Origin of the sequence: Geobacillus zalihae, assembly GCF_030414215.1 — a bacterium.
In the GTDB taxonomy this organism is placed as follows: domain Bacteria; phylum Bacillota; class Bacilli; order Bacillales; family Anoxybacillaceae; genus Geobacillus; species Geobacillus zalihae.
This window is the reverse complement of record NZ_CP129217.1, coordinates 1,038,891-1,061,404: the sequence shown is the minus strand read 5'-3', so window position 1 is coordinate 1,061,404 and position 22,514 is coordinate 1,038,891. Positions and strand designations below refer to the sequence as shown.

The window sequence follows — 22,514 nt, the reverse complement described above, 5'->3', positions numbered from 1 at the left end:
GGCTTGCCGCCTAAAGGGGAGAGCGACGATGAAAGCAAAAAAACATTTCCGCACGCTTGAAGAAGCGCGCAAACTGCTCGGCGATGATTTTTGGGAAGTGATGTCCGATGTGTTGCCGTTTGTCGGGCCGCGCGTCGATGTATACCGCGGCGACCGCGAAGTGCTCGTCGCCGCTGAACTGCCCGGGCTGTCGTCCGAACAGGACGTGTCCGTCACCTTGCACGGATACACGCTCGTCATTGAAGGGCAAATTGTGCGCGATTACGCCATCGATGAAAGCCGGTTTTTGCTCGATGAACGGGCGGAAGGATCGTTTAAGCGGAAAATCCGCCTGCCGAAGGACTGCCAGCTCGACGCCATTCGCGCCGACTATTGGAACGGCCTGCTTCTCGTCCGCATCCCGCTCGCTGCCGATGGCGACAGCGGCCCTGGGGAAAAGGTGCACATCCATTTTCACCGTTGACGAAAGGAGGCGACGGCCGTTGGCCAAAATCCGATTCCATTCGTTGGAAATCGGCGTAATCCGCTCCAGCTCCGGGCTCTTCTCCGGCGTCAACATCCAGCGCCACTGGCAGCACTATTCCCGCTCGAGCGACGGCTTCGGCACGGTTGACGGAAATGAAAACCGCATCAGCCGCAACGTGGCGATCGTCAACCAAGCCGCCCCGCCCCTCGGGAAGCGATTATAGCGCCATTGCCCCCGTGCGGCTCGCGATCGGTGTATCGATGACATCGTCGTCGCGGAAAAGATGAATGTTGCGGGAAACGTGATTTCGGTTGCCAAACACTGTGCCGAATCCGGATTTGCTATGGACGTTCGTGCTCCAATTGTTTTGCTCGTTCGTGCCGACGAAAATGCCGGAATTGTCTTCGATCGCATTCACATTGATGTTTTGAAACACAATGTGCGGGGAAGCAAACCGTTTTCGCACCGCTGTCTCTCCCTATATTTGCGACGACAACGTCGGCTCAAGATCGTTATCAAAGATGGGCGTATCAATGTAATCATTGTCGTACATCACATTGAAATTATACGGAAAAGCATTGGCCGTTCCGAACACAAACCCGATGCTCGTTTGGTTTTTATTGTTTGAATCCCAGCCGTTGGCGACGTTTTCTCCGACCATGATCGCCGCATTCGTTTCCATCCCGTTGGCCGCAATCGTATTGAAAATGATCGATGAAGGCATTTCTCGCATCCCCTCCCCGCTGTCGTATACAACAACATATGCCCATACGCCCATAAACGTGCCAAATCCCGCCGATTCGGAAAAGGATGAACGATGATGGACGAACAACAATGGCTTCCGATCTTGCGCCGCATCGAAGAAAAACTGGCCGCGCTCGAACGCGAAGCAGCCAAAGAAAGAGAGAAACCACGGATCGAGATCCACATCCATGAGGCGACGATCGAGACGCTGCAGCTCGAGGAGCTCGTCTACCGCCTCGGCCGCATCGACATTAAAGAACTGAGCGGCATGTTCAATGTCGGCAACACGTTCTCGCCGTCCGTCGAGGCGAAGCCATCCGCTTCCGAAGGAGAACGCAATGGGCGCCAAAGCGAAAGCCAACCAGCCGCTGGCGGCGGGCAGCCGACGGCAAAACCGAAGCCGAAAAAACACACTCCGCCGGCAGAACGAGGCAAAGGAGCGGAAGATAAAACAGCCGGCAACGGGCAAAGCGATGCGATTGTCGTTCGCCTTCACGGCGTCCCGTCGCCTTACCGGTTTGACAAACGACCGGCAGAAACCGACTAACCAGCCGCCTCTGGCGGCCCATAGGGGGTGATGGCCATCGACCGGTTATCGCCGCGCTTTGTCATCGGCTCGATCCATATCGGCACGGTCGAAGGCGCCTCGTGCGTCAATTTCGGCAACAACTTCGTCGGCGGCTTCACAAGCCATATCAAACAAAACCAAGGCTTCGGCAGCATCACCGGCGACCATAACGACATCCACGATTTGCTGTCCCGCCTCGACGAACAAGGCGTATTCGAAATGTTCCAGCCGCCATCCGGCGAAGACGGCCGCTCGATCGAGGCAGCCCTCGCCGAAAACGGGCTGCTTATAGACGACAGCGACATCGAAGACAGCGAATTTCCAAGTTAGACCCGCCGCCAATCTCCCTCGCCCATGATGAAAACACGGGCGAGGGGCGGCTTTATGACGGCCTTTCCCGCTTTATACGCGTAAGAGCATTTGCTCCTCACCTTAAGGAAGAGAAAACAATGCATACCGGGCTTTCTGTCTCCAAAATCCAGCCGGTAGGCTGTAGTTCGCCGGTTTTGCCATCCACTTTAAAGGCCACGATCGTATCGCTGTCCTCATTCGCAACGTACAGGAACGTTCCGAATGGATCAAACGTGAAAAATCGGGGAGTCGCACCTTTGGTAGACTCCCAGCCAATAGGGGAAAGTTCACCTGTTTGTTGATCCACCGCAAAAATGGCGATGCTATTATGCCCCCTGTTTGACGCGTATACGAAACGCCCGCACGGTGAGACAGCGATTTCTGCCGCTGTATTTCCATTAACATGGCTGGGAACGGTCGGTATCGTTTGTTTCATCGTTAGCCGTCCATTTTCTTTTTCAAATGCATATACCGTGACAGTAGAATCAAGCTCATTCACAACATACGCATACGGCAAGACGGGATGGAAAGAGATGTGCCGCGGTCCGGCCCCTTCCTGCGTTGTTCCAAAAGGCAAATGTCTTGAAGTCAGTTCGCCTGTTTCGGCATTCAGTGTAAACAAAATGATCCGGTTAAGCCCTAAATCGGGAACAACGAGGAAACGTCCCGTAGGATCAAATACCGTATGGTGGGGATGAGAAATCCCCTGTTTTTCATATAGATGCGTTGCATTAAATTGAGGGGCATGGGGAAGGGGAACCAAATGACGAATCTCCCCTAAAGAACCATCGCTATGAACAGGCAAGACGGACAACGTCCCAGAGATATAGTTGGCGACAATAAGAAATCGGTTCGTCGGATCAATAACGAGATGAACAGGGTTTTTTCCGCCAGTTGATTGATAATTAAGGAATGTCAGTTCACCTGTCTCTTGGTCAATTCGGAACGCGCTAACTTCGCTGCAATCGCCATGGACCGTATATAGGAAACGTTGGGTAGCATCAAGAGCTAAAAACGATGGATTGACAAGCCCTTGAACAAGCTGCACATGTATCCACTCGCCCGTCACAGGATCAACCCGGTAAACGTTGATTCCTTTTCCACGGGCATTGCGTTGCCATGATGTACGACAGCCAACATAAGCAATTAGTTTTGCATTTGTTTTATTTTCATTTTTTTCGATTGCCATAGTTTTTTCTGCCCCCTTACCCCCAGCGCACTAAAAATGTATCAACCTAGCCTCTTTTTTACTGAGCGGTTTTCAGCGAATTTCCGAATGGACTTGTGCAAGTCGGCGCATGACGGTCTGCATAATCCCGCCATTGCGATAGTATTCCACTTCTATGGCGTTATCAAGACGGACAATCACGTCAAACTCAAAGCAGGTTCCGTCTTCCCGAATCCCCTCTACCTTGATCTTTTGCCCTGGTTTGACTCCTTTGTCCAACCCGATCGTTCTGAACGTTTCTGCTCCTGTGATCCCGAGAGAGGAAGCGTTTATGCCATCGACAAACTGCAAAGGCAACACTCCCATGCCAACTAGATTGCTGCGGTGGATTCTTTCAAAACTCTCGGCAATGACGGCTTTGACTCCTAAAAGATACGTCCCTTTTGCCGCCCAATCCCTCGAGCTTCCTGTGCCATATTCTTTGCCCGCTATAATCAGCAACGGGATGTCCTTTTCCTTATATTTCATCGCTGCATCATAAATAGACATGATTTCTCCCGTTAACCAATTTTTTGTCATCCCTCGCCCCGCTTCTGGAACCATAAGATTCAGCACATTGGCCAGCGCTCCCCTTACCATGACATGATGATTGCCTCTGCGCGACGGATAGGAGTTAAAATCTTTCGGTTCTACTCCGCAACTTTGCAAATACAGCCCAGCAGGACTGTTGAGGAGAATGACTCCCGAGGGGGAGAGATGATCCGTCGTGACGACATCCCCTAACAGCGCAAGGACACGAGCTTCTTTTATGTCTTCCATTTCTTTTACATCCCAACGGAAGCGTTCCAAGAACGGAGGTTTGCGGATGTAACAAGAACGTTCGTCCCATTGATACAGCAATCCTTCAGAAATATCAATACGATTCCATTGCTCATTTGCTTCGTATACGACCTCATACCGTTTACGGAACAATTCAGGTTGAAGTGATTGCTGCAACACTTGCTGGATTTCGGCTGAAGACGGCCAAAGTTCTTTTAAATATACCGGTTGGTGATTTTTATTATATCCGATCGGTTCTGTCGTCAAATCGATATTGACCGTACCTGCCAAGGCATAAGCAACAACAAGCGGAGGCGATGCCAAATAGTTTAATTTCACTTGTGGATGTATACGCCCTTCAAAATTGCGGTTTCCTGACAACACACTAGCTACAGTCAGTTCGTGATCGGCGATGGCCTTACTGACCTCCGGGAGAAGCGGCCCCGAGTTGCCAATACATGTCGCACACCCGTAAGCTGCGATATAGAATCCTAACTCTTCTAAGTAGGACAGCAACCCTGCCCTCTGCAAGTAATCTGTGACCACCCGCGAGCCCGGGCTTAGAGACGTTTTCACATACGGCGGCATCCGAAGTCCTTTCTTAACGGCATTTCTGGCCACAAGTCCAGCCGCCACCAATAACGTGGGATTGGACGTATTCGTACAACTTGTGATTGCTGCTAAAACAATCGCACCGTTTTGCAAAACTGACTGTGTCCCATCTTCATGCGTAATGACCACTGATTTTTGCCAATCCTTCTCCGTGAGTCCATAACCGCCTTGCGGCAATGGGGCTTGAATCATCTCTTGGTAACGTTTCTTCATCTGTCCTAATTCAATGCGATCCTGCGGGCGCTTAGGCCCTGCCAGACAGGGAACAACGGTCGATAAATCCAGCTCAATGATTTCAGAATAGCATGGTTCCGGGCTTTCTTCTTGCTTATACATGCCTTGGATTCGGTAATACGTTTCCACAAGGTCTATTTGTTCCTCATCGCGGCCCATCAGCCGCAAGTAGTTTATCGTTTCCCTGTCGACAGGGAAATAGCCCATCGTGGCCCCATACTCAGGCGCCATATTCGCAATGGTCGCGCGATCAGCTACACTCAGCGTTTGAACTCCTGAACCGAAAAATTCCACAAACTTGCCAACAACCCCTTTTTGCCGAAGAAGATTGGTAATGGTCAAAGCCAAATCGGTCGCTGTCACTCCCTCAGAAAGTGAACCCGTGAGTTTCAGGCCAACGACTTCTGGCATGACGAAGTACACAGGCTGCCCTAATACAGCCGCCTCTGCTTCGATTCCGCCTACTCCCCACGCTACAATTCCCAATCCGTTAATCATCGTTGTATGGGAATCGGTTCCAATCAGCGAGTCTGGAAAAATTACCGTTTCATTGCCATTCTTTTTTAAGGAAATAACCGATGATAGAAACTCCATATTCACTTGATGCATAATGCCGCTCGAGGGTGGAACAACGCGAAAATTAGCGAACGCTTTTTGCGCCCAACGCAAAAAACGAAAGCGTTCCATATTTCGGTTGAAGTTGAGTTGTTCATTTAAGTTGACGGCGTCCGGCTTTCCAAAATAATCAATTGTCACCGAATGATCTACGACAAGGTCTACAGGAATAAGAGGGTTGATTTTACGAACATCTCCTCCCATCTGTGCCATTGTGTCGCGCATGGCTGCTAAATCCACTAATGCCGGTAGTCCGGTCGTATCATGCATAAGAATCCTAGACGGCTTAAAAGGCACTTCCCGGGTTGTCTCGCGCTTTTTTCCCCAATTCGCTAACATGGCGATATGCTCTGCGGTGATCGCGGAACCATCAAATTCACGTACAGCCGCTTCCAACAACACTTTGATGGAATAAGGCAGTCGGGAAACGTTTCCAACTCCATCCTCTTCGAGCGCGTTGATGCGATAGAAAGAGTAGGTTTTTCCACGTAAAGAAAAATGAGATTTCGTTCTCCGTATGCTTTTGAGCACTTTGTCTTCCATTGCCGATAGCCACCTTTTCTCTTTGGTTGATTTCATTTTATTACAAAACTGAAAAGCGAAAGAAATATCAATTTGTTATGAGCAGGTATGAAAATTTTATATGTGCAACACTCTTGGTGCATTTTGGGCGCCACGGTCTTGCCAAAAAGAAAGATAGCGGGTAGATTAAAATAACAACAAGGAATGGATATAGAGGTGTGTAATTATTATGGAAGACCGCGACTGGATGATTTTGCATACCCTTTATAAGGAGAAAAGTATTACGAAAACCGCCCAACGACTATTTATTTCGCAACCAACACTAACAAAACGCCTGCAACAAATTGAAAAAGAGTTGGAAGTCAAAATTGTGGATCGCGGATTCAAAGGAGTGCAATTTACGCCGGAAGGAGAATACCTCGCCAAGTGTGCTGAAGATATGTTGCATCGTCTTCGCGTGATAAAAGAAAATTTAAAGAATTTCCATCATCAAGTAGCGGGAACGTTGCGCCTTGGTGTATCGAACTTCATTAGCAAATACAAACTCCCTGCTCTGCTCAAATATTTTAAAGATCAGTACCCTCAAGTCGAATTCCAAGTGAAAACCGGCTACAGTCGAGATATTTTTGCTTTATTATATAGTCAGGAAGTCCATGTGGCTTTTATTCGCGGGGAATACAACTGGCCTGATCAAAAACACTTGCTGTTTGAGGAAAACATCTGTATTGCCTCTAAGCAAGAGGTAGATTTAGAACAACTCCCCCAACTGCCAAGAATTGATTATAAAACAGACGTCTTATATAGGCAGTTAGTGGATAACTGGTGGGCGGAGCGATATATACATCCTCCGTATATCGCTATGGTCGTCGATCAAGGGGACACATGCAAAGAAATGGTGGCCAATGGATTAGGATACGCGATTATGCCTTCACTATTTTTGGAAAATGTGAAAGGGCTTCATAAAATCTGCCTGACAGATAAAAAAGGGCGTCCTCTCACCCAAAAAACATGGATGATGTACCATCAAGACTCTTTAACATTAAATGTCGTGAACGCCTTTGTTGATGTAGTCAAACAGCTTGATATATATTCCTTATAAAAATAATAAGGAACGGCGGCATCTGCCCCGTTCCCCGTTCCTTTTTATTTATTCAAGACATTTTCCAAATACCGAAGCGCTTCCTCCCTGCTGGATACCCGTTTTGCTCTGTCGAGATCCATTTGCAGTTTTTCTAATGCCTTTTGTAAAATTTCCTGTTCCCGCATTTGTGGTACAACAACAACTCCATCAGCATCACCGACGATCATATCACCCGGATGCACCGTCACCCCACCGCAAGAGACAGGGACATTGATTTCCCCCATACCAGCCTTTCCACTAGCTGCCACAGTCGTTCCGAGGCAGAAAACAGGAATATTCAATTTTCTAATCCCCTCAATGTCCCGTATCACCCCGTGGGCAACAATCCCTTTTATTCCTAACATTTGTGCTACGCCAACTAAAAAATCTCCTGCGATGGCCCGATAGGTGTCCCCTTTGGCGTCTACCACAAGGACACTTCCCGGCGGCGCTTCCTTCAGCGCCTTCAAGAAAACAAGATTGTCCCCTACGGGCATTTTCACTGTAAACGCTCTTCCTGCCACGCGATCATTTTCCTTCAAAGGCTTGATCTGCGAATCAAGATTATTGAGACCTTGCATCACATCAGAAATACAGGTGGTCGGTATCATTTCAAACTGACTGATTATATTCATTTCACCACTTCCCCTTTTAGCTGATTGGATTGTGAAGCCTGATGTTTAGAAAAACCTTGCCTTTTTTCAAGGCGCATCAACAAAACCATGATAAATGAGATAAATAAGAGCACACTTAAAAATACCAAACCTGCTTCCGTGCTCCCTGTAGCATCTTTCAAGGCACCAATCGCATACGGTCCGACAAATCCCCCTAGGTTTCCGACGGAGTTAATCGCGGCAATAGCGACAGCAGCGCTCGACTGCGTTAAAAATAACGAAGGCAAAGCCCAAAACGGAGATTTAAAACTATACATACCGGCCAAAGAAATCGATATGAATAGAAGGGCGAAATAAGGATTTTTCGTGATCCCTGCGCTCACCAACCCGAGTCCGGCCACTAGAAGCGGAATCGCCGAATGCAGTTGTCTTTCTCCCGTACGATCCGAACGACGCGACCAAACAATCATGCCGATCGTAGCGATAATGTAAGGAATCATTCCAATTAAGCCAACTTCCGTATTAGTCAATTTGCCAGAAAACCCTTTAATAATCTGCGGCATCCAATATCCCACACCAAGGCTCCCTGTCTGATAAACGAAATAAATGACAGAGAGAAACAACACTTTCGGATCTGCCAGGGCTTTTAAGGTGCTGAGATGCTTTACATTCTTCCTTGACTCTCTCTTCTTTTAATGAAGATATGAGCCAGCTCTTTTCCTCGTCCGTCAGCCATTTGGCATTCTCGGGGCGTTCAGTCAAATAGAAATAAGTGACAATTCCCATGATCACTGCGGGGGCCCCTTCCAAAATAAGCATCCATCTCCAGCCTTGAATTCCCCACCATTGAATATGATCCATAATCCAAGTACTCAGCGGTGCGCCAATAATATACGAAACGGGGATAGCAGCAGTAAATAACGCTACGGTGGTAGCCTGCTCTTTCGATCGAAACCAATAGGTGAAATATAAAATAATCCCAGGGAAAAATCCTGCCTCCGCTACTCCAAGCAAAAATCTTAAGATGTATAGATGAACCTCATTTTGAGCAAATCCTGTCAATACCGAGACGATCCCCCAAGTAATAAGAATTCTTGCAATCCATACTCGGGCGCCAAACTTCATCATCAATATATTACTTGGCACTTCGAAAAGGAAATAACCAATAAAAAAATACCGGAGACAATTCCAAACACTTCAGCTGAAAGGGCTAAATCCTTATTCATTTGTAAAGCAGCATACCCGATATTTGCCCGATCCAAGTAGGAAATAATGTACAACAAAAATGTAAAAGGAATGATCCGCATTGTCACCTTGCGCATCGTTTGCTTTTCCAACACAGCGCCCGTATCATTCATTCATATTCAGCCTCCTCCAATTGTCATTGAAATCGTTTTCCGAAAATGGCATAAAAATTGATCAACACGTATCCTTAGTGTTATCCCCCCCCTTCCTTTTCAACCTGCTGCGAAACAGGATTGATCCATGAGCAAAAATGGCAAGCAAAACGTCACAGGAAAGCGTTTACCAGAGCTGGCGACCCATCTGAACCAAAAACAACGCCCATGGACGTTTTCTTTTATTACTTCCATCTTAGCGAAAAGTAGCATGGTAGAAGAAATAGTTTTCGTTCATGACGCGGTATTCGAATTTCGAATGTATGACAGACAACGAGGATGGCCAGGGCAAAGTGGAATACATTCAATCATTCAAAGATGCCATGTTTTTCATGATGAACTATAAGAAGATCAGCAACTTACCGAATACAGGCCTCTTTCTCGGCCATACCTGCAGCCAAAAAGGAGAAAGAGGCCCAAAACATAAAACTGGGTGATTAATCGATGATATTAGGTACAAGGACAAACCCTTCCATCAATCGCCGGGCACTGCGGCTCATCACCACTTTTTTTACCATCCAACTATGATGATGTCGTTCGACTGCAGCTCCTACTCTTACAATGCCCGACGGATGCCCGATGCGAATCTCGGATACTGTGCGTCCTAAAATGTTGCTCACGATCGTTCCCGGGATCGCCGCCGCCGCAGCCATCGCCACCGCACCTGTGCCTGTCATGGCATGATGCAGTTTCCCCATCGACAAAATGCGCGCCAACAGGTCAATCTCTTCCCGGCGCACCACTTTGCCGCTCGATGCAGTATAGCTTGCTGGCTCAGCCAAAAAGGCAATTTTCGGTGTATGCTGGCGTTTCGCCATGGCGTACTCGATGTCGTCTGCCACCCCCATAGCGACAGCCCCGTGAGCGCGGATCCATTCCAACCGCGCCAACAAATCCGGATTGCCGTTAATATCTTGTTGCAATTCTGTTCCCGTTAATCCCATTGACGATGCAGAAATAAAGACAGAAGGATTTCCGGCATTGATTAGAGTTGCCTCCACTTCTCCTATTCCCGGAACGTGAAGGATGTCGATGGGATTTCCGGTTGGCAGAACCCCTCCCTCCCCGCCAGGATCAAGGAATTCCAGCTTGATTTCCGACGCTGGAAAGGCTACTCCGTCTAGCACGAAATCGCCAAGCTCTTGCACTTCTCCATCCTTCATCGGGACATGGGCGATGATTTCCTTTCCAATGTTCTCCTGCCAAATATGGACAGTGGCCACCCCATCCTTAGGAGCATCGACGAGCCCGTGATCAATCGCAAAAGGACCAACCGCCGCTGTAAGATTCCCGCAGTTCCCACTCCAATCAATGAGTGGCTGCCCTATGGCTACTTGGCCGAATAAATAATCAACATCACATCCGGGCCGGTTGCTTTTGCTGATGATGACCACCTTGCTCGTGCTTGACGTCGCCGCACCCATGCCATCGATTTGCTGCCCATACGGATCCGGACTTCCCATCACACGCAACAATAGTTTGTCACGTTTCGACGGATCAGAGGGCAAATCTTCTTTCAGAAAAAAAATTCCCTTACTCGTTCCGCCTCGCATATAAACGGCAGGGATTTTGATTTGTTTTCCCCACTGCTTCACTTCGTTCTCTCCTTCCAACTTTATGCGACTGAAAGGCGCGGAGGCGGCATCCTAAATAGCGGCCTGCCTTCCCCGCCCCACCGGCACGATGCTTCCTGAAACAGTGCAACAGCCGATGTCAGCCTTTCAGCCTTTTCTTTTCACAAACGGATCGGCTCCCGCTTCAAGCTAAGGGGGAGTAGTTCACTTTCTTACGAAGAACCATTGGCAATACACCACCATGGCGGTAATAATCAATCTCTATCTCGCTGTCGAAACGGACGATCACGTCAAACACCTTCCGGCAGCCGTATTCATCAGTGGCGATCACCGTTACAAGTTGGCGGGGGCGGATGTGATTGTCAATATGGATATCATATCGTTCGCGCCCAGTTAAGCCAAGGGTATCAGCATTTTCTCCCTCTTGGAATTGAAGAGGAAGCACACCCATCAATGCCAAGTTGCTGCGGTGGATGCGCTCGAAGCTCTGCGCCAAAACCGCTTTGACGCCAAGCAGCGCAGTCGCTTTCGCCGCCCAGTCCCGGGAACTGCCCATGCCGTAATCCATCCCGGCGATCACCAATAATCCCGTTCCATCTTGTTGATATTTCATAGCCGCATCGTAAATGGACATGACTTCCCCGGTTGGGAAATATGTTGTTACGCCGCCCTCTGTTCCCGGCGCTACTTCGTTTCTCAAACGGATATTGGAAAAGGCACCGCGCATCATTACTTCATGATTGCCGCGGCGGGAGCCATAGGAGCTTAAATCCCCCGGCTTTACCCCTTGCGACAACAAGTATTTTCCTGCCACACTATTAGGCGGAATCGTCCCCCCAGCCGGAGAGATGTGATCGGTCGTAACGGAATCACCAAGTTTGACAAGCACCCGCAACCCGTTCAGCGATTCGATTGGCCTAGCCTCTTTGGACATATTTTGGAAAAAGGGCGGGTTGCGAAGAAATGTCGAATCTTCCTCCCATTCATAAAGCAATCCTTTGCCCGTCTGCAATTGATTCCATGCTTCATTCCCGCTGAACATGCTTTTGTTTTGCTGTTCATATAAATCTACTGTAATGGTTTCAGCTATTACCTTTTCGATTTCCGAATGGGTTGGCCATATGTCTTGCAAGTAAACAGCCTTTCCCTCTTTGTCTGTTCCGAGAGGCTCGTTTTGAAGATTGATGTCCACACTTCCGGCAATAGCATACGCAACAACGAGAGGAGGGGAAGCTAAAAAGTTCGCTTTAATGAGCGGATGAATGCGTCCTTCAAAATTGCGATTGCCGGATAACACTCCACAAACAATCAAATCGTTCTGCGTGATCGCCTCCGCCACTTCGTCAGGAAGAGGGCCTGAATTCCCTACACATGTTGTACAGCCATAGCCGACAAGATAGAATCCGAGTTTTTCGAGATAAGGAAGCAGCCCGGCCTTCCGCAAATATTGGGTAACGACCTTCGATCCAGGAGCAAGGCTCGTTTTGACAAACGGCGGAACGGATAGCCCTCTTTCTACGGCCTTTTTTGCCAACAGACCAGCGCCAATCATGACATACGGATTGGAAGTGTTTGTGCAGCTCGTAATGGCCGCAAGCACAATGGAGCCTGTTTTTAACGGATACGTTTGGCCGTCGTGGAAGGCGACAGAACATTGTTTGTCTATCTCCTCTTCGCTGAGGCCATATCCGTGATTCCCCAATGTGTTCGTTAAGGACTTTCGAAAAGCCTCTTTCACCTCAGATAATCGGATCAAGTCCTGTGGACGCTTCGGACCAGCGACATACGATTCAATGGTAGAAAGATCCAATTCGATCACTTCCGTATACATCGGCTCCTCAGCATCCGGTGTAAAAAACAGCCCATTCGCCTTGCAATAAGCCTCTACAAGCTGTACTTGTTCCTCCGTTCGTCCGGTTAGACGCAAAAAGTTCAATGTTTCCTGATCTACAGGGAAGAAGGAGATGGTTGCTCCATTTTCTGGCGACATATTGGCGACCGTCGCCCGATCGGCCACAGATAAATTTGTGACCCCTTCCCCGAAGAATTCCACAAATTTTCCGACAACGTGTTTCTTGCGAAGCAGATGTGTAACATAAAGAGCAAGATCTGTCCCGGTTGCGCCAGCAGGCAATTTGCCTTTTAGACGAATCCCAATTACCTCTGGGGCTGGAAAGTACGAAGGTTGCCCGAGCATCGCCGCTTCTGCCTCAATGCCTCCGACTCCCCATCCAACGACCCCGATCCCATTCACCATTGGTGTATGTGAGTCGGCTCCAAAACAAGTATCAGGGAAGGCGAGATATTCGCCATTTTCTTCCGTTGACTGTACAACCGAAGCAAGATATTCTACATTGGCTTGATGAATGATAGCGGTCGAAGGCGGCACGACGCGAAACTTCTTGAAAGAGTTGGACGCCCATTTAAAAAATTTGTACCGCTCATAGTTGAGCTCAAATCCTCGTTCGACATTATATTTCAATGCATCCGGCGTTCCGAACTTCTCTACTTGTTCGGCATGATCGATGACAAGGTCAACAGGGATTTCCGGGTTGATCATCTCCGGGCTTCCGCCCATATCCGCCATGGCTTGGCGCAAAGACGCGAGATCAACAACAACCGGAACACCCGTAAAATCCTGCAAAACGATTCGCGCAGGCTTAAAAGGAACATCAATCTCTCTTTTCCACTCGTCGGTTCCCCATTTTGCCAAATTCTCAATATGTTCTTTTTTGATTGCCACCCCATCGTATTGGCGGAGCACCGATTCCAATAAAACTTTAATCGAATAAGGAAGCCGAGAAACTTTCCCAACCCCTAATTCTTCCAGACCCATCAGACGATAATAGGTATACCTCTTGCCATTGACCGTAAAAAAGGAACGCGTTCGAAAAATATCATGTTCTGCGATCAACGGTTTCCCTCCCCTTTCATTCCATTCATGCAACTTTCAATTCGATTATAAGTTGGGATAATCTATAATAAAAATATCGTTTTTTGATGGTTAACCATGATGAAATGGAATACCTAACAACAAGAGACCACACACGGTCACAGAGAAGGTTCGTCACGTGGAGGATATCTCAACGCAAAACACCGTGGCGGGGGCCAACCGCACTAACGGTTTTCCCATAGTGCGGCCGTAAAGGAGCAATGATGACGGGGAGACGATGAAGTTAAGAAAAAACGCCCTAGCAAGGGCCTTCCCACTTTCCCATATTCAAAAGGGCTGCACTGCGCAAAGGTGAACGTGTTTCACCAGTCGTCCAAATGTTCCACTAAATCCACAAACAGCTTAGCGATTTTGAGTGCCAACACTTCTTCATGATAAATCATCCACGTTTTCCGGAGGATCGGCGTTCCTTCCCGACCTGTGAGATCGAGCTTGTACAAGTGCGGCGCATCATGAAGGATCCGGCGGGGGACGATCGCATATCCAAGACCATGAATCACCATTTCCTTGCAAGTATCCACTCGGTCGACCGTCATCCCAACGTACGGGGGCTGTTCGAAATGTTCAGCCCACCAGTTATCAATGATGCCTTTAAATAAAGACTCCGTGCGATAGTCAATTCTTGGCAAGCGAGGAAGATCGCCAAGGTCGAATTCTTCCCTATAAGCAACGCAAAGCGTTTCTTCAAATAAGAGATGCTTTTTGCCCGCCCATTGATAGTCTCCCCGAACAAATCCAATATGTACATCCTGATTGTACACCCATTGAAACACTTCCCGGCTCCAACCTGTTTGCACTTGGAATTCAACATGCGGATGTTCATCTTTAAAACGTTTTAATACTCGCGGAAGCTGATACTTGGCAAAGTAATTCGAAACGCCTAGCCGCAGCGTTCCCTCTACGACAGCTGTATTCATATCCTTGACATGTTCTCTAATCTTGCGCAAATGACGCAACATTTGTTCTGCGCTCTTCGCCAAATACTCTCCTTCAGGGGTAAATTGCACTCCTCTTCTCCCCCTTTGCACGATGGTCACGCCAAAATGCTGCTCAATCTCGCGAAGCCGCTTCGAAATCGTTGGCTGGGAAATAAACAGCTCTTGGGCGGCTTTCGTGATGTTTTTATATTTAAATAAGGTTTGCAAAAGTTCCCAATCCCGTTCTTCCATAGTACCACTCTCCAAGAACAGATTGTTGTTTCTATCCGTCTCTGTCAATCATACCATTATTTTATTTAGAACTTGCACAAAAAAACAATAAAATGACAGTGGACAGAGAGGCGTCGTCTATGTTTTTTTGCCCTTCTCTGCATTTTTGGCTTGCAAAAAACAGTTGAACATTGTCGCGCTCCTGTTTTTAATCCGCGGGATGAAGCGGATGACAAGTGAGTCCTCCCCCCGTTTCGCCCATGACAAAAGCGCGAACCATCCTTTGGTCCGCGCTTCTCTCTTCTATTTCCCCCACTCCTCCGGATTCTCCCGCCATTTTCGCAATGTCGCCAAGTCGTGCTCGCTGACGGCGCCAAGGCGGACGGCCGTTTCGATGAGGGTGTTGTAGTCGGTGAGCGTGTAGGCAGGCAAATTCTCTTTGGCAAACGCCTGTTTCGCTTTTTCGAGCCCGTACGTGAAAATGGCGGCGACGCCAAGCACGTCGCAGCCCGCTTCTTTCAAGGCGCGGACGGCCGCAAGCGAGCTGCCGCCCGTCGAGATTAAGTCTTCGATGACGACGACGCGCTGACCCGGTTCGGCTTTACCTTCGATTTGTTTTCCTTTGCCGTGCGCTTTCGCCTGGCTGCGGACGTAGCACATCGGCAGCCCGAGCCGTTCGCTCACCCAGGCGGCGTGCGGGATGCCGGCGGTTGCGGTGCCGGCGATGAGATCCGCTTCGGGAAACTGGGTGCGGATGAGCTCGGCGAGGCCGGCGGCGATCAGGCGGCGCACGTCGGGGTAAGCGAGCGTCAGGCGGTTGTCGCAGTAAATCGGCGATTTCAAGCCCGAGGACCAGGTAAACGGTTCGTTCGGCTGCAGGGCGACCGCCCCGATTTCAAGCAATTTGGCGGCGATGTCGTGTTTCATTCTTTCTCTCCTCCGTTCCATTCGTGCTGCAGGCGTTCGTAGGCTTTCAGCGGATCGGCGGCGCGGGTGAGGCTGCGGCCGACGACAATGTAGTCGGCGCCGAGCTCGCGGGCGCGCTTTGGCGTGACGACGCGCACTTGGTCGTGCGCTGCCTCATCGGCAAAGCGGATGCCCGGGGTGACGGCGAGGAACGAGGCGCCGCACCGTTCTTTGATGAGCGGCGCTTCGTTCGCCGAGCAGACGACGCCGTCAAGGCCGCTTTCGTTCGCCAAGGCGGCGTAATGGCCGACTGTTTCCACAAGCGGGCGGGAAATCCACAGCTCCTCATGAAGCATCCGCTCGTCCGTGCTCGTCAGCTGGGTGACAGCGATGCAGCGCGGTCGGGCGGCGCCGCTTGGCGTGCCGGCGTCAAGCCCCTCGATCGCCGCTTCCATCATGCGCCGGCCGCCGGCGGCGTGGACGTTCACCAAATCGGCGCCGACACGGGCGAGCCCTTTCATCGCCTGTTTCACCGTATTCGGGATGTCGTGCAGTTTTAAGTCTAAAAAGACGGCATGCCCTTGTTCTTTGAGAAACGCGACGATGGACGGCCCTTCCTGATAGTACAGCTCCATGCCGACTTTGACGAACAGCGGCGTTCCGGCAAACGGACGCAAAAACCGCTCCACTTCTTGTTTTGATGGAAAATCAAGCGCGACAATGAACGGCGTGTGCACCGGTCTTCCAGCTCCTTCCTATGCATTCGGAAATGTGGCCGATCCCGAGTTCATCGAGCAGCGCCGGCAAGTCGGCGATGATCGTCGGGCAGACGAACGGGTCGACGAAGTTGGCCGTGCCGATGGCAACCGCGCTCGCGCCGGCGTAGAAAAACTCGAGCACGTCTTCCGCCGTTTGAATGCCGCCCATGCCGATGATCGGAATCGACACCGCTTGGCTCACGTCGTAAATCATGCGGATGGCGATCGGCTTCACCGCCGGGCCGGATAAGCCGCCGGTGCCGTTGGCCAAAACGGGGCGGCCTGTTTTCACGTCGATGCGCATGCCAACGAGCGTATTGATCATCGTCAAGCCATCGGCGCCCGCCTGTTCAATCGCTTTTGCCATCGCCACGATGTCGGTGACATTCGGCGACAGCTTCACGTACACCGGCACGGCGGACACTTCTTTGACAAGCCGCGTCAGCTCGGCGGCTACGTCCGGCACGGTGCCGAACGCAATCCCGCCTTTTTTCACGTTCGGGCAGGAAATGTTAAGCTCCAGTGCATGGACATTGGGCGCTTTGGAAATCGCTTCGGCCACTTCGACGTACTCTTCCACCGTCGAGCCGGCGATGTTGGCGATGATCGGGACGTCAAACTGTTCAAGCCACGGCAGTTCTTCCGCCAGCACTTTGTCAAGGCCTGGGTTTTGCAGGCCGATGGCGTTTAACATCCCGCCCGGCGTTTCTGCCACCCTTGGCGTCGGGTTGCCAAAGCGCGGCTCTTTTGTCGTCGCCTTGATCATAATGGCGCCTAACACGCTTAAATCGTAAAACCGGGCGTACTCGCGGCCAAATCCGAAACAGCCGGACGCCGGCATGATCGGGTTTTTGAGCGAAAGACCCGGCAGTTCAACGGCAAGCCGGTTCATAGCACCACCTCCCCGGCCCGAAACACCGGACCGTCGCTGCATACTTTTTTATACGCCGTCTCGCTCCCTGGCACATGGCAGACGCAGGCAAAACACGCCCCGACGCCGCAGCCCATCCGCTCCTCGAGCGACAAGTACACCGGCCGGCTCGGAAACCGTTCCGCCAGCGCCCGAAGCATCGGCTTCGGGCCGCAGGCGTATAAGACGTCAAACTCGAGCGAACGCGCTTCGATCACATCGGTGACGCGGCCCGGCGTTCCGTGCGAGCCGTCATCGGTTGCGACATACGTCGCCCCAAACGCGGCGAATTCCTCTTCATAAAAGACCGCCGCTTTCGTTTGGAACCCGAGCACGCTCACCACTTTGACGCCGCGCTTCGTGAGCTGTTTCGCCAGTTCATAGAGCGGCGGGACGCCGATGCCGCCGCCGACCAGCAGCGCCCGGCCGCCCGCCGGCGCGGCCTCGAGCGGAAAGCCGTTGCCGAGCGGGCCGAGCACATCGACCGCATCGCCCGGCTGTTTTTGCGCCAACATCGCCGTGCCTTTCCCTTCCTGGCGGTAAATGATCGTGCATTGCCCCTGCTTGTGGTCGATATGGCAAAGGCTGAGCGGGCGGCGCAAAAGCGGATCGGCCGTTGCGGCCACTTTCACATGAACGAACTGGCCCGGCTGTTTCATCTCTTGCACGAGGCGGCCGGAAAGCGTCAATTCATACGTCCGCTCAGCGATCATCCGCTGGCTTGCGACCGTCATTCGTTCACGGCCGATCATGAGCGCACCAGCCCTTCCGTCATCGCCGTTGTCGAGAACGTCATCGATTCGAGCACTTGCAGCATCGCCCTTGCCGTATCAAGCGACGTCAAGCATGGAATGCCGTTTTCGACCGCTTCGCGGCGGATGCGGAAGCCGTCGCTTTCCGGCTGCTTCCCTTTCGTCAGCGTGTTGATGACGACTTGCGCCTTCCCTTGGCGGATGACATCCAAAATGTTCGGCGACGCCGAGTGGATTTTATTGACGACCGTCACCGGAATGCCGGCCGCTTTCAACGTTTCCGCCGTGCCGTTTGTCGCCAGCAGCTGATAGCCGATGTCGGCAAAGCGGCGCGCCAGCTCGACCGCTTCTTCTTTGTCTTTGTCGGCCACCGTCAACAGCACCGCCCCATGCGGCTGGATCTGGATGCCCGAGGCGACAAGCCCCTTATAGAGTGCTTTTTCAAACGTCACGTCCTTGCCGATCACTTCGCCGGTCGATTTCATTTCCGGGCCGAGCGAAATGTCGACGTTGCGCAATTTCGCAAACGAGAACACCGGCACTTTCACGTACACACCAGGGCGCACCGGGCAGACGCCCGTCTCATAGCCCATCTCGGCAAGCTTCGTCCCTAAAATGGCTTTCGTGGCGAGATTCGCCATCGGCACGCCGGTGATTTTGCTTAAAAACGGCACCGTGCGGCTTGAGCGCGGGTTCACTTCCAAGACATAGACGTCGCTTCCCGAGACGACAAACTGAATGTTCAACAGCCCGACAATATGCAGTCCGCGCGCCAGTCGGATCGTGTAATCCGCGATCTTGTCGATCACTTCCGCGCTTAATGTCTGGGGCGGGTAGACGGCAATCGAATCGCCGGAATGGACGCCGGCCCGTTCGATATGTTCCATGATCCCCGGAATGACGACCGTCTCGCCGTCGGCAATGGCATCGACTTCGACTTCCTTGCCGGTGATGTACCGGTCGACAAGAACCGGGTGCTGCGGATTGACGCGCACGGCATGTTCCATGTAATGAAGCAGCTCGCCGCGATTGTACACGATTTCCATCGCCCGGCCGCCGAGCACGTACGACGGGCGAACGAGCACCGGATAGCCGATTTCTTCGGCGATGGCAACCGCTTCTTCGACCGAAACAGCCGTTTTGCCGGCCGGTTTCGGAATGCCAAGCTCTGAGAGCGCCTGTTCAAATTTGTCGCGGTCTTCGGCACGGTCCAAATCTTCAAGCGTCGTCCCAAGCAAGCGGACGCCGCGCGCTTCGAGTTCCGCCGCCAAGTTGATGGCCGTCTGACCGCCGAATTGGACGATGACGCCGACCGGCTGCTCGAGGTCGATGACATGCATCACATCTTCAGCCGTCAACGGTTCGAAATACAGTTTGTCCGATGTGCTGAAGTCGGTCGAGACCGTTTCCGGGTTGTTGTTGATGATGATCGCCTCATAACCGGCCTGCTTAATGGCCCAGACGCAATGGACGGTCGCATAGTCAAATTCGATCCCTTGGCCGATGCGGATCGGGCCGGAGCCAAGCACGATGACGCTCGGTTTTTCCGTCACGATCGATTCGTTTTCTTCCTCGTACGTGCTGTAGTAGTACGGCGTTTCCGACGTGAATTCGGCTGCGCACGTATCGACCATTTTGTACACCGGCACGATGCCTTCCTGGCGGCGCAGCGCGTAAACGTCGCGCTCCGTTTTGTTCCATAACGCCGCTATCGCCGCATCGGAGAAGCCGAGCGCTTTCGCTTTCTTTAATACGTCAAGGTCGCCCGGGCGGCTTTTCAACACTGTTTCCATCTCGATGATGTTTTGGATTTTATACAGGAAAAAGCGGTCGATTTGGCTCCATTCATGCAAGGTGTCGACCGTTACCCCGCGGCGGAGCGCCTCGGCGATGTAAAAGAGCCGCTCATCGCCCGCCTTGCGGATCCGTTTTTCGATCACGTCGTCGGCCGCGTGTTTCACTTCCTTCAATTCGAGATGATGCACGCCGATCTCGAGCGAACGAACGGCTTTTAACAGCGATTCTTCGAACGTCCGGCCGATCGCCATCACTTCGCCGGTTGCTTTCATTTGCGTGCCAAGGCGGCGGTTCGCCGATTCAAATTTGTCAAACGGAAAGCGCGGAATTTTTGTGACGACATAATCGAGCGCCGGCTCGAAGCAGGCGTACGTTTTCCCGGTGACCGGGTTGATCATTTCGTCAAGCGTCAGCCCGACGGCGATTTTCGCCGCCAGTTTCGCGATCGGATACCCCGTCGCTTTTGACGCCAGCGCCGACGAGCGGCTGACGCGCGGGTTCACTTCAATGACGTAATAGCGGAAGCTGTCCGGGTCGAGCGCAAGCTGGACGTTGCAGCCGCCTTCGATGCCAAGGGCGCGGATGATTTTCAAGGACGCGTTCCGCAAAAGCTGGTATTCGCGGTCGCTTAACGTCTGGCTCGGGGCGACGACGATTGAGTCACCCGTATGAATGCCGACCGGGTCGATGTTTTCCATGTTGCAGACGACGATCGCGTTGTCATTGGCGTCGCGCATCACTTCGTATTCAATCTCCTTGTAGCCGGCGATGCTCCGCTCGAGCAAGCATTGGTGCACCGGGCTCATCTTCAAGCCAGTTGACACAATCTCGACAAGCTCTTCTTCGTTCGTGCAAATGCCGCCGCCCGTGCCGCCGAGCGTGAACGCGGGGCGGACGATGACCGGATAGCCGATTTGTTCGACAAACGCATACGCCTCTTCCAGGCTGTGAATAATCGCGCTTTCCGGCACCGGCTCGCCAAGCTCGTTCATGAGGGCGCGGAACTGTTCGCGGTCTTCCGCCTTTTCGATCGCCTCGAGCTTCGTGCCGAGAATTTCCACGCCGCACTCTTCAAGCACGCCGGCCTTGGCGAGCTCAACCGCCAAGTTGAGGCCCGTTTGGCCGCCAAGCGTCGGCAAAATCGCGTCCGGCCGCTCTTTGCGGATGATGCGGGCGACAAAATCGAGCGTCAGCGGCTCCATATAGACTTTATCGGCGATTTCCGTATCGGTCATGATCGTCGCCGGGTTTGAGTTCACCAGAATGACTTTGTATCCTTCTTCTTTTAGGGCTAAGCACGCTTGCGTCCCTGCGTAGTCGAACTCGGCCGCCTGGCCGATGACGATCGGCCCCGAGCCGATGACTAAAATCGTTTCAATGTCGCGGCGCTTAGGCATGGATGACTTCTCCTTTCTTGTTGAACTGGCGGATGAGCGCCAAAAACTCGTCAAACAGCGGATTGGCATCTTCTGGCCCCGGCGACGCTTCCGGATGGTATTGCACCGTAAACGCCGGGAAATCGAGATGGCGCAACCCTTCGACCGTGCCGTCATTTAAGGCGATATGCGTCACCTCAAGCCGGGTGCCAGAAAGCGACTCGTGCGTGACGGTATAGCCATGGTTTTGCGACGTGATGGCGACTTTGCCGGTGCGCAAGTCTTTGACCGGATGGTTCGAGCCGCGATGGCCGAATTTCATTTTCTCCGTATTCCCGCCGCACGCCAACGCGAACAGCTGATGGCCGAGGCAGATGCCAAAGAGCGGCACTTTGCCGAGAATCCCGCGGATCATCTCGATCGCTTCCGGCACGTCTTTCGGGTCGCCCGGTCCGTTTGACAGCATCACTCCGTCGGGATGCCAGCTTAATACTTCTTCGGCAGTCGCATTGTACGGCAAGACGATGACATCGCAATGGCGCTTGTTCAGTTCGCGCAAAATGCCGTGCTTCATTCCAAAATCGATCAAGACCACGCGCTCGCCGCGCCCCGGGCTCGGGTAGGCGCTTTTCGTTGAGACGCGCCGCACTTGGTCGCGCGGCCACTCCATCGCCCGCAGCTTGGCTGCTGCTTCCGTCGGATCGACATCTAGCCCACAGATCATCCCTTTTAACGTTCCGTATTGGCGGATAAGGCGCGTCAGTTTGCGCGTGTCGATGCCGGAAAGGCCAGGGATGCCTTTTTCTTTCAAATACTCGTCCAACGTCAGTTCTCCGCGCCAGTTGGACGGCTTCACGCACGCTTCTTTGACGATGAACCCGTGCACATGCGAGCGGATCGCTTCAAAGTCGTCGCGGTTGATGCCGTAGTTGCCGATCAATGGATATGTCATCGTCACGATTTGCCCGCAATACGATGGATCGGTCAAAATTTCTTGATATCCAGTCATCCCAGTGTTAAAGACGACTTCCCCGGTCGTCTCTTTCAAGCTGCCAAACGCTTCGCCGACAAAAAACGAACCATCTTCTAAAATCAGCTGCCGTTTCATCT

Annotated in this window: 22 protein-coding genes; 5 read left to right on the top strand and 17 right to left on the bottom strand. The window is 51.8% G+C overall.

The genetic code is table 11. From position 1 onward, the window contains the following. The first annotated feature begins 28 nt into the window (after positions 1 to 28). Together QWV57_RS05505 and QWV57_RS05500 are read left to right on the top strand one after the other, a co-directional pair. Positions 29 to 463 (top strand): Hsp20/alpha crystallin family protein, encoded by a 435-nt coding sequence (locus QWV57_RS05505; protein WP_301101125.1) that lies wholly within the window; start codon positions 29 to 31, stop codon positions 461 to 463. Between the two features lie 19 nt (positions 464 to 482). Further along, positions 483 to 689: a hypothetical protein gene (locus tag QWV57_RS05500; protein ID WP_301101123.1), complete on the top strand. Its 207-nt coding sequence runs from the start codon at positions 483 to 485 to the stop codon at positions 687 to 689. Here the strand turns inward: QWV57_RS05500 and QWV57_RS05495 are convergent. Next, positions 684 to 932 (bottom strand): hypothetical protein, encoded by a 249-nt coding sequence (locus QWV57_RS05495; RefSeq protein WP_301101121.1) that lies wholly within the window; start codon positions 930 to 932, stop codon positions 684 to 686. The genes QWV57_RS05500 and QWV57_RS05495 overlap by 6 nt on opposite strands. A 12-nt stretch (positions 933 to 944) precedes the next feature. Beyond that, on the bottom strand, positions 945 to 1,190 hold the full coding sequence (locus tag QWV57_RS05490; protein WP_301101119.1) for a hypothetical protein: 246 nt from the start codon (positions 1,188 to 1,190) through the stop codon (positions 945 to 947). A 96-nt stretch (positions 1,191 to 1,286) separates the two neighbouring features. Between QWV57_RS05490 and QWV57_RS05485 the strand changes: the two genes are divergently transcribed. Both QWV57_RS05485 and QWV57_RS05480 read left to right on the top strand, forming a co-directional pair. Then, on the top strand, positions 1,287 to 1,757 hold the full coding sequence (locus tag QWV57_RS05485) for a hypothetical protein (protein WP_301101117.1): 471 nt from the start codon (positions 1,287 to 1,289) through the stop codon (positions 1,755 to 1,757). Positions 1,758 to 1,787: 30 nt separating this feature from the next. After that, on the top strand, positions 1,788 to 2,108 hold the full coding sequence (locus tag QWV57_RS05480; protein WP_301101115.1) for a hypothetical protein: 321 nt from the start codon (positions 1,788 to 1,790) through the stop codon (positions 2,106 to 2,108). Between the two features lie 97 nt (positions 2,109 to 2,205). Here QWV57_RS05480 and QWV57_RS05475 read toward each other — a convergent pair whose 3' ends face one another. Both QWV57_RS05475 and acnA (QWV57_RS05470) read right to left on the bottom strand, forming a co-directional pair. Next, positions 2,206 to 3,318: a lactonase family protein gene (locus QWV57_RS05475; protein WP_301101113.1), complete on the bottom strand. Its 1,113-nt coding sequence runs from the start codon at positions 3,316 to 3,318 to the stop codon at positions 2,206 to 2,208. A 72-nt stretch (positions 3,319 to 3,390) separates the two neighbouring features. Then, positions 3,391 to 6,120, bottom strand: coding sequence for an aconitate hydratase AcnA (acnA, locus tag QWV57_RS05470; protein ID WP_301101111.1), 2,730 nt, complete (start codon positions 6,118 to 6,120; stop codon positions 3,391 to 3,393). Between the two features lie 208 nt (positions 6,121 to 6,328). Between acnA (QWV57_RS05470) and QWV57_RS05465 the strand changes: the two genes are divergently transcribed. After that, complete coding sequence (locus tag QWV57_RS05465) at positions 6,329 to 7,198, top strand: LysR family transcriptional regulator (RefSeq protein WP_301101109.1); 870 nt, start codon at positions 6,329 to 6,331, stop codon at positions 7,196 to 7,198. A gap of 44 nt (positions 7,199 to 7,242) precedes the next feature. Here QWV57_RS05465 and QWV57_RS05460 read toward each other — a convergent pair whose 3' ends face one another. From QWV57_RS05460 to QWV57_RS05400, 13 genes are all read right to left on the bottom strand, one after another. Continuing rightward, positions 7,243 to 7,854: an RraA family protein gene (locus QWV57_RS05460; protein ID WP_020959283.1), complete on the bottom strand. Its 612-nt coding sequence runs from the start codon at positions 7,852 to 7,854 to the stop codon at positions 7,243 to 7,245. Next, positions 7,851 to 8,459, bottom strand: a complete 609-nt coding sequence (locus tag QWV57_RS05455) for an MFS transporter (RefSeq protein ID WP_301101106.1) — start codon at positions 8,457 to 8,459, stop codon at positions 7,851 to 7,853. Before QWV57_RS05455 ends, QWV57_RS05460 begins: the two co-directional genes overlap by 4 nt. Continuing rightward, positions 8,380 to 8,961: an MFS transporter gene (locus QWV57_RS05450; RefSeq protein ID WP_301101104.1), complete on the bottom strand. Its 582-nt coding sequence runs from the start codon at positions 8,959 to 8,961 to the stop codon at positions 8,380 to 8,382. The genes QWV57_RS05455 and QWV57_RS05450 overlap by 80 nt, the downstream gene beginning before the upstream one ends. Beyond that, entirely contained in the window at positions 8,961 to 9,191 is a 231-nt protein-coding gene (locus QWV57_RS05445) for a hypothetical protein (protein ID WP_301101102.1), read from the bottom strand. The genes QWV57_RS05450 and QWV57_RS05445 overlap by 1 nt, the downstream gene beginning before the upstream one ends. Before the next feature lie 476 nt (positions 9,192 to 9,667). After that, complete coding sequence (prpF, locus tag QWV57_RS05440; protein ID WP_301101100.1) at positions 9,668 to 10,825, bottom strand: 2-methylaconitate cis-trans isomerase PrpF; 1,158 nt, start codon at positions 10,823 to 10,825, stop codon at positions 9,668 to 9,670. Positions 10,826 to 10,988: 163 nt separating this feature from the next. Continuing rightward, the gene (acnA, locus tag QWV57_RS05435) at positions 10,989 to 13,715 is read right to left on the bottom strand and encodes an aconitate hydratase AcnA (protein ID WP_301102017.1); all 2,727 of its coding nucleotides are present in this window, start codon (positions 13,713 to 13,715) and stop codon (positions 10,989 to 10,991) included. Positions 13,716 to 14,059: 344 nt separating this feature from the next. Continuing rightward, on the bottom strand, positions 14,060 to 14,926 hold the full coding sequence (locus tag QWV57_RS05430; protein ID WP_020959278.1) for a LysR family transcriptional regulator: 867 nt from the start codon (positions 14,924 to 14,926) through the stop codon (positions 14,060 to 14,062). 282 nt (positions 14,927 to 15,208) lie between these two features. Continuing rightward, on the bottom strand, positions 15,209 to 15,832 hold the full coding sequence (pyrE, locus tag QWV57_RS05425; RefSeq protein WP_301101096.1) for an orotate phosphoribosyltransferase: 624 nt from the start codon (positions 15,830 to 15,832) through the stop codon (positions 15,209 to 15,211). Continuing rightward, a complete protein-coding gene (gene pyrF, locus QWV57_RS05420) occupies positions 15,829 to 16,548 on the bottom strand; it encodes an orotidine-5'-phosphate decarboxylase (protein ID WP_301101094.1) in 720 nt (239 codons plus the stop codon). The genes pyrE and pyrF overlap by 4 nt, the downstream gene beginning before the upstream one ends. Further along, positions 16,520 to 17,461 carry a dihydroorotate dehydrogenase gene (locus tag QWV57_RS05415; RefSeq protein ID WP_081133239.1) on the bottom strand — a complete coding sequence of 314 codons (942 nt, stop codon included), beginning with the start codon at positions 17,459 to 17,461 and terminating at the stop codon, positions 16,520 to 16,522. Before QWV57_RS05415 ends, pyrF begins: the two co-directional genes overlap by 29 nt. Beyond that, positions 17,458 to 18,231, bottom strand: coding sequence for a dihydroorotate dehydrogenase electron transfer subunit (locus QWV57_RS05410; RefSeq protein WP_081133240.1), 774 nt, complete (start codon positions 18,229 to 18,231; stop codon positions 17,458 to 17,460). The genes QWV57_RS05415 and QWV57_RS05410 overlap by 4 nt, the downstream gene beginning before the upstream one ends. Next, complete coding sequence (gene carB, locus QWV57_RS05405) at positions 18,228 to 21,425, bottom strand: carbamoyl-phosphate synthase large subunit (RefSeq protein WP_301101087.1); 3,198 nt, start codon at positions 21,423 to 21,425, stop codon at positions 18,228 to 18,230. Before carB ends, QWV57_RS05410 begins: the two co-directional genes overlap by 4 nt. Further along, positions 21,418 to 22,512 carry a carbamoyl phosphate synthase small subunit gene (locus tag QWV57_RS05400; RefSeq protein WP_301101085.1) on the bottom strand — a complete coding sequence of 365 codons (1,095 nt, stop codon included), beginning with the start codon at positions 22,510 to 22,512 and terminating at the stop codon, positions 21,418 to 21,420. The genes carB and QWV57_RS05400 overlap by 8 nt, the downstream gene beginning before the upstream one ends. Positions 22,513 to 22,514 lie beyond the last annotated feature (2 nt).

Excerpts from the sequence above, each read along its gene's own strand:
- QWV57_RS05505 (WP_301101125.1), top strand. The coding sequence starts at position 29 with ATGAAAGCAAAAAAACATTTCCGCACGCTTGAAGAAGCGCGCAAACTG.
- QWV57_RS05490 (WP_301101119.1), bottom strand. The coding sequence starts at position 1,190 with ATGCCTTCATCGATCATTTTCAATACGATTGCGGCCAACGGGATGGAA.
- QWV57_RS05485 (WP_301101117.1), top strand. The coding sequence starts at position 1,287 with ATGGACGAACAACAATGGCTTCCGATCTTGCGCCGCATCGAAGAAAAA.
- QWV57_RS05480 (WP_301101115.1), top strand. The coding sequence starts at position 1,788 with ATGGCCATCGACCGGTTATCGCCGCGCTTTGTCATCGGCTCGATCCAT.
- QWV57_RS05475 (WP_301101113.1), bottom strand. The coding sequence starts at position 3,318 with ATGGCAATCGAAAAAAATGAAAATAAAACAAATGCAAAACTAATTGCT.
- acnA (WP_301101111.1), bottom strand. The coding sequence starts at position 6,120 with ATGGAAGACAAAGTGCTCAAAAGCATACGGAGAACGAAATCTCATTTT.
- QWV57_RS05465 (WP_301101109.1), top strand. The coding sequence starts at position 6,329 with ATGGAAGACCGCGACTGGATGATTTTGCATACCCTTTATAAGGAGAAA.
- QWV57_RS05460 (WP_020959283.1), bottom strand. The coding sequence starts at position 7,854 with ATGAATATAATCAGTCAGTTTGAAATGATACCGACCACCTGTATTTCT.
- QWV57_RS05450 (WP_301101104.1), bottom strand. The coding sequence starts at position 8,961 with ATGATGAAGTTTGGCGCCCGAGTATGGATTGCAAGAATTCTTATTACT.
- QWV57_RS05445 (WP_301101102.1), bottom strand. The coding sequence starts at position 9,191 with ATGAATGATACGGGCGCTGTGTTGGAAAAGCAAACGATGCGCAAGGTG.
- QWV57_RS05430 (WP_020959278.1), bottom strand. The coding sequence starts at position 14,926 with ATGGAAGAACGGGATTGGGAACTTTTGCAAACCTTATTTAAATATAAA.
- pyrE (WP_301101096.1), bottom strand. The coding sequence starts at position 15,832 with ATGAAACACGACATCGCCGCCAAATTGCTTGAAATCGGGGCGGTCGCC.
- QWV57_RS05415 (WP_081133239.1), bottom strand. The coding sequence starts at position 17,461 with ATGAACCGGCTTGCCGTTGAACTGCCGGGTCTTTCGCTCAAAAACCCG.
- QWV57_RS05410 (WP_081133240.1), bottom strand. The coding sequence starts at position 18,231 with ATGATCGGCCGTGAACGAATGACGGTCGCAAGCCAGCGGATGATCGCT.
- carB (WP_301101087.1), bottom strand. The coding sequence starts at position 21,425 with ATGCCTAAGCGCCGCGACATTGAAACGATTTTAGTCATCGGCTCGGGG.
- QWV57_RS05400 (WP_301101085.1), bottom strand. The coding sequence starts at position 22,512 with ATGAAACGGCAGCTGATTTTAGAAGATGGTTCGTTTTTTGTCGGCGAA.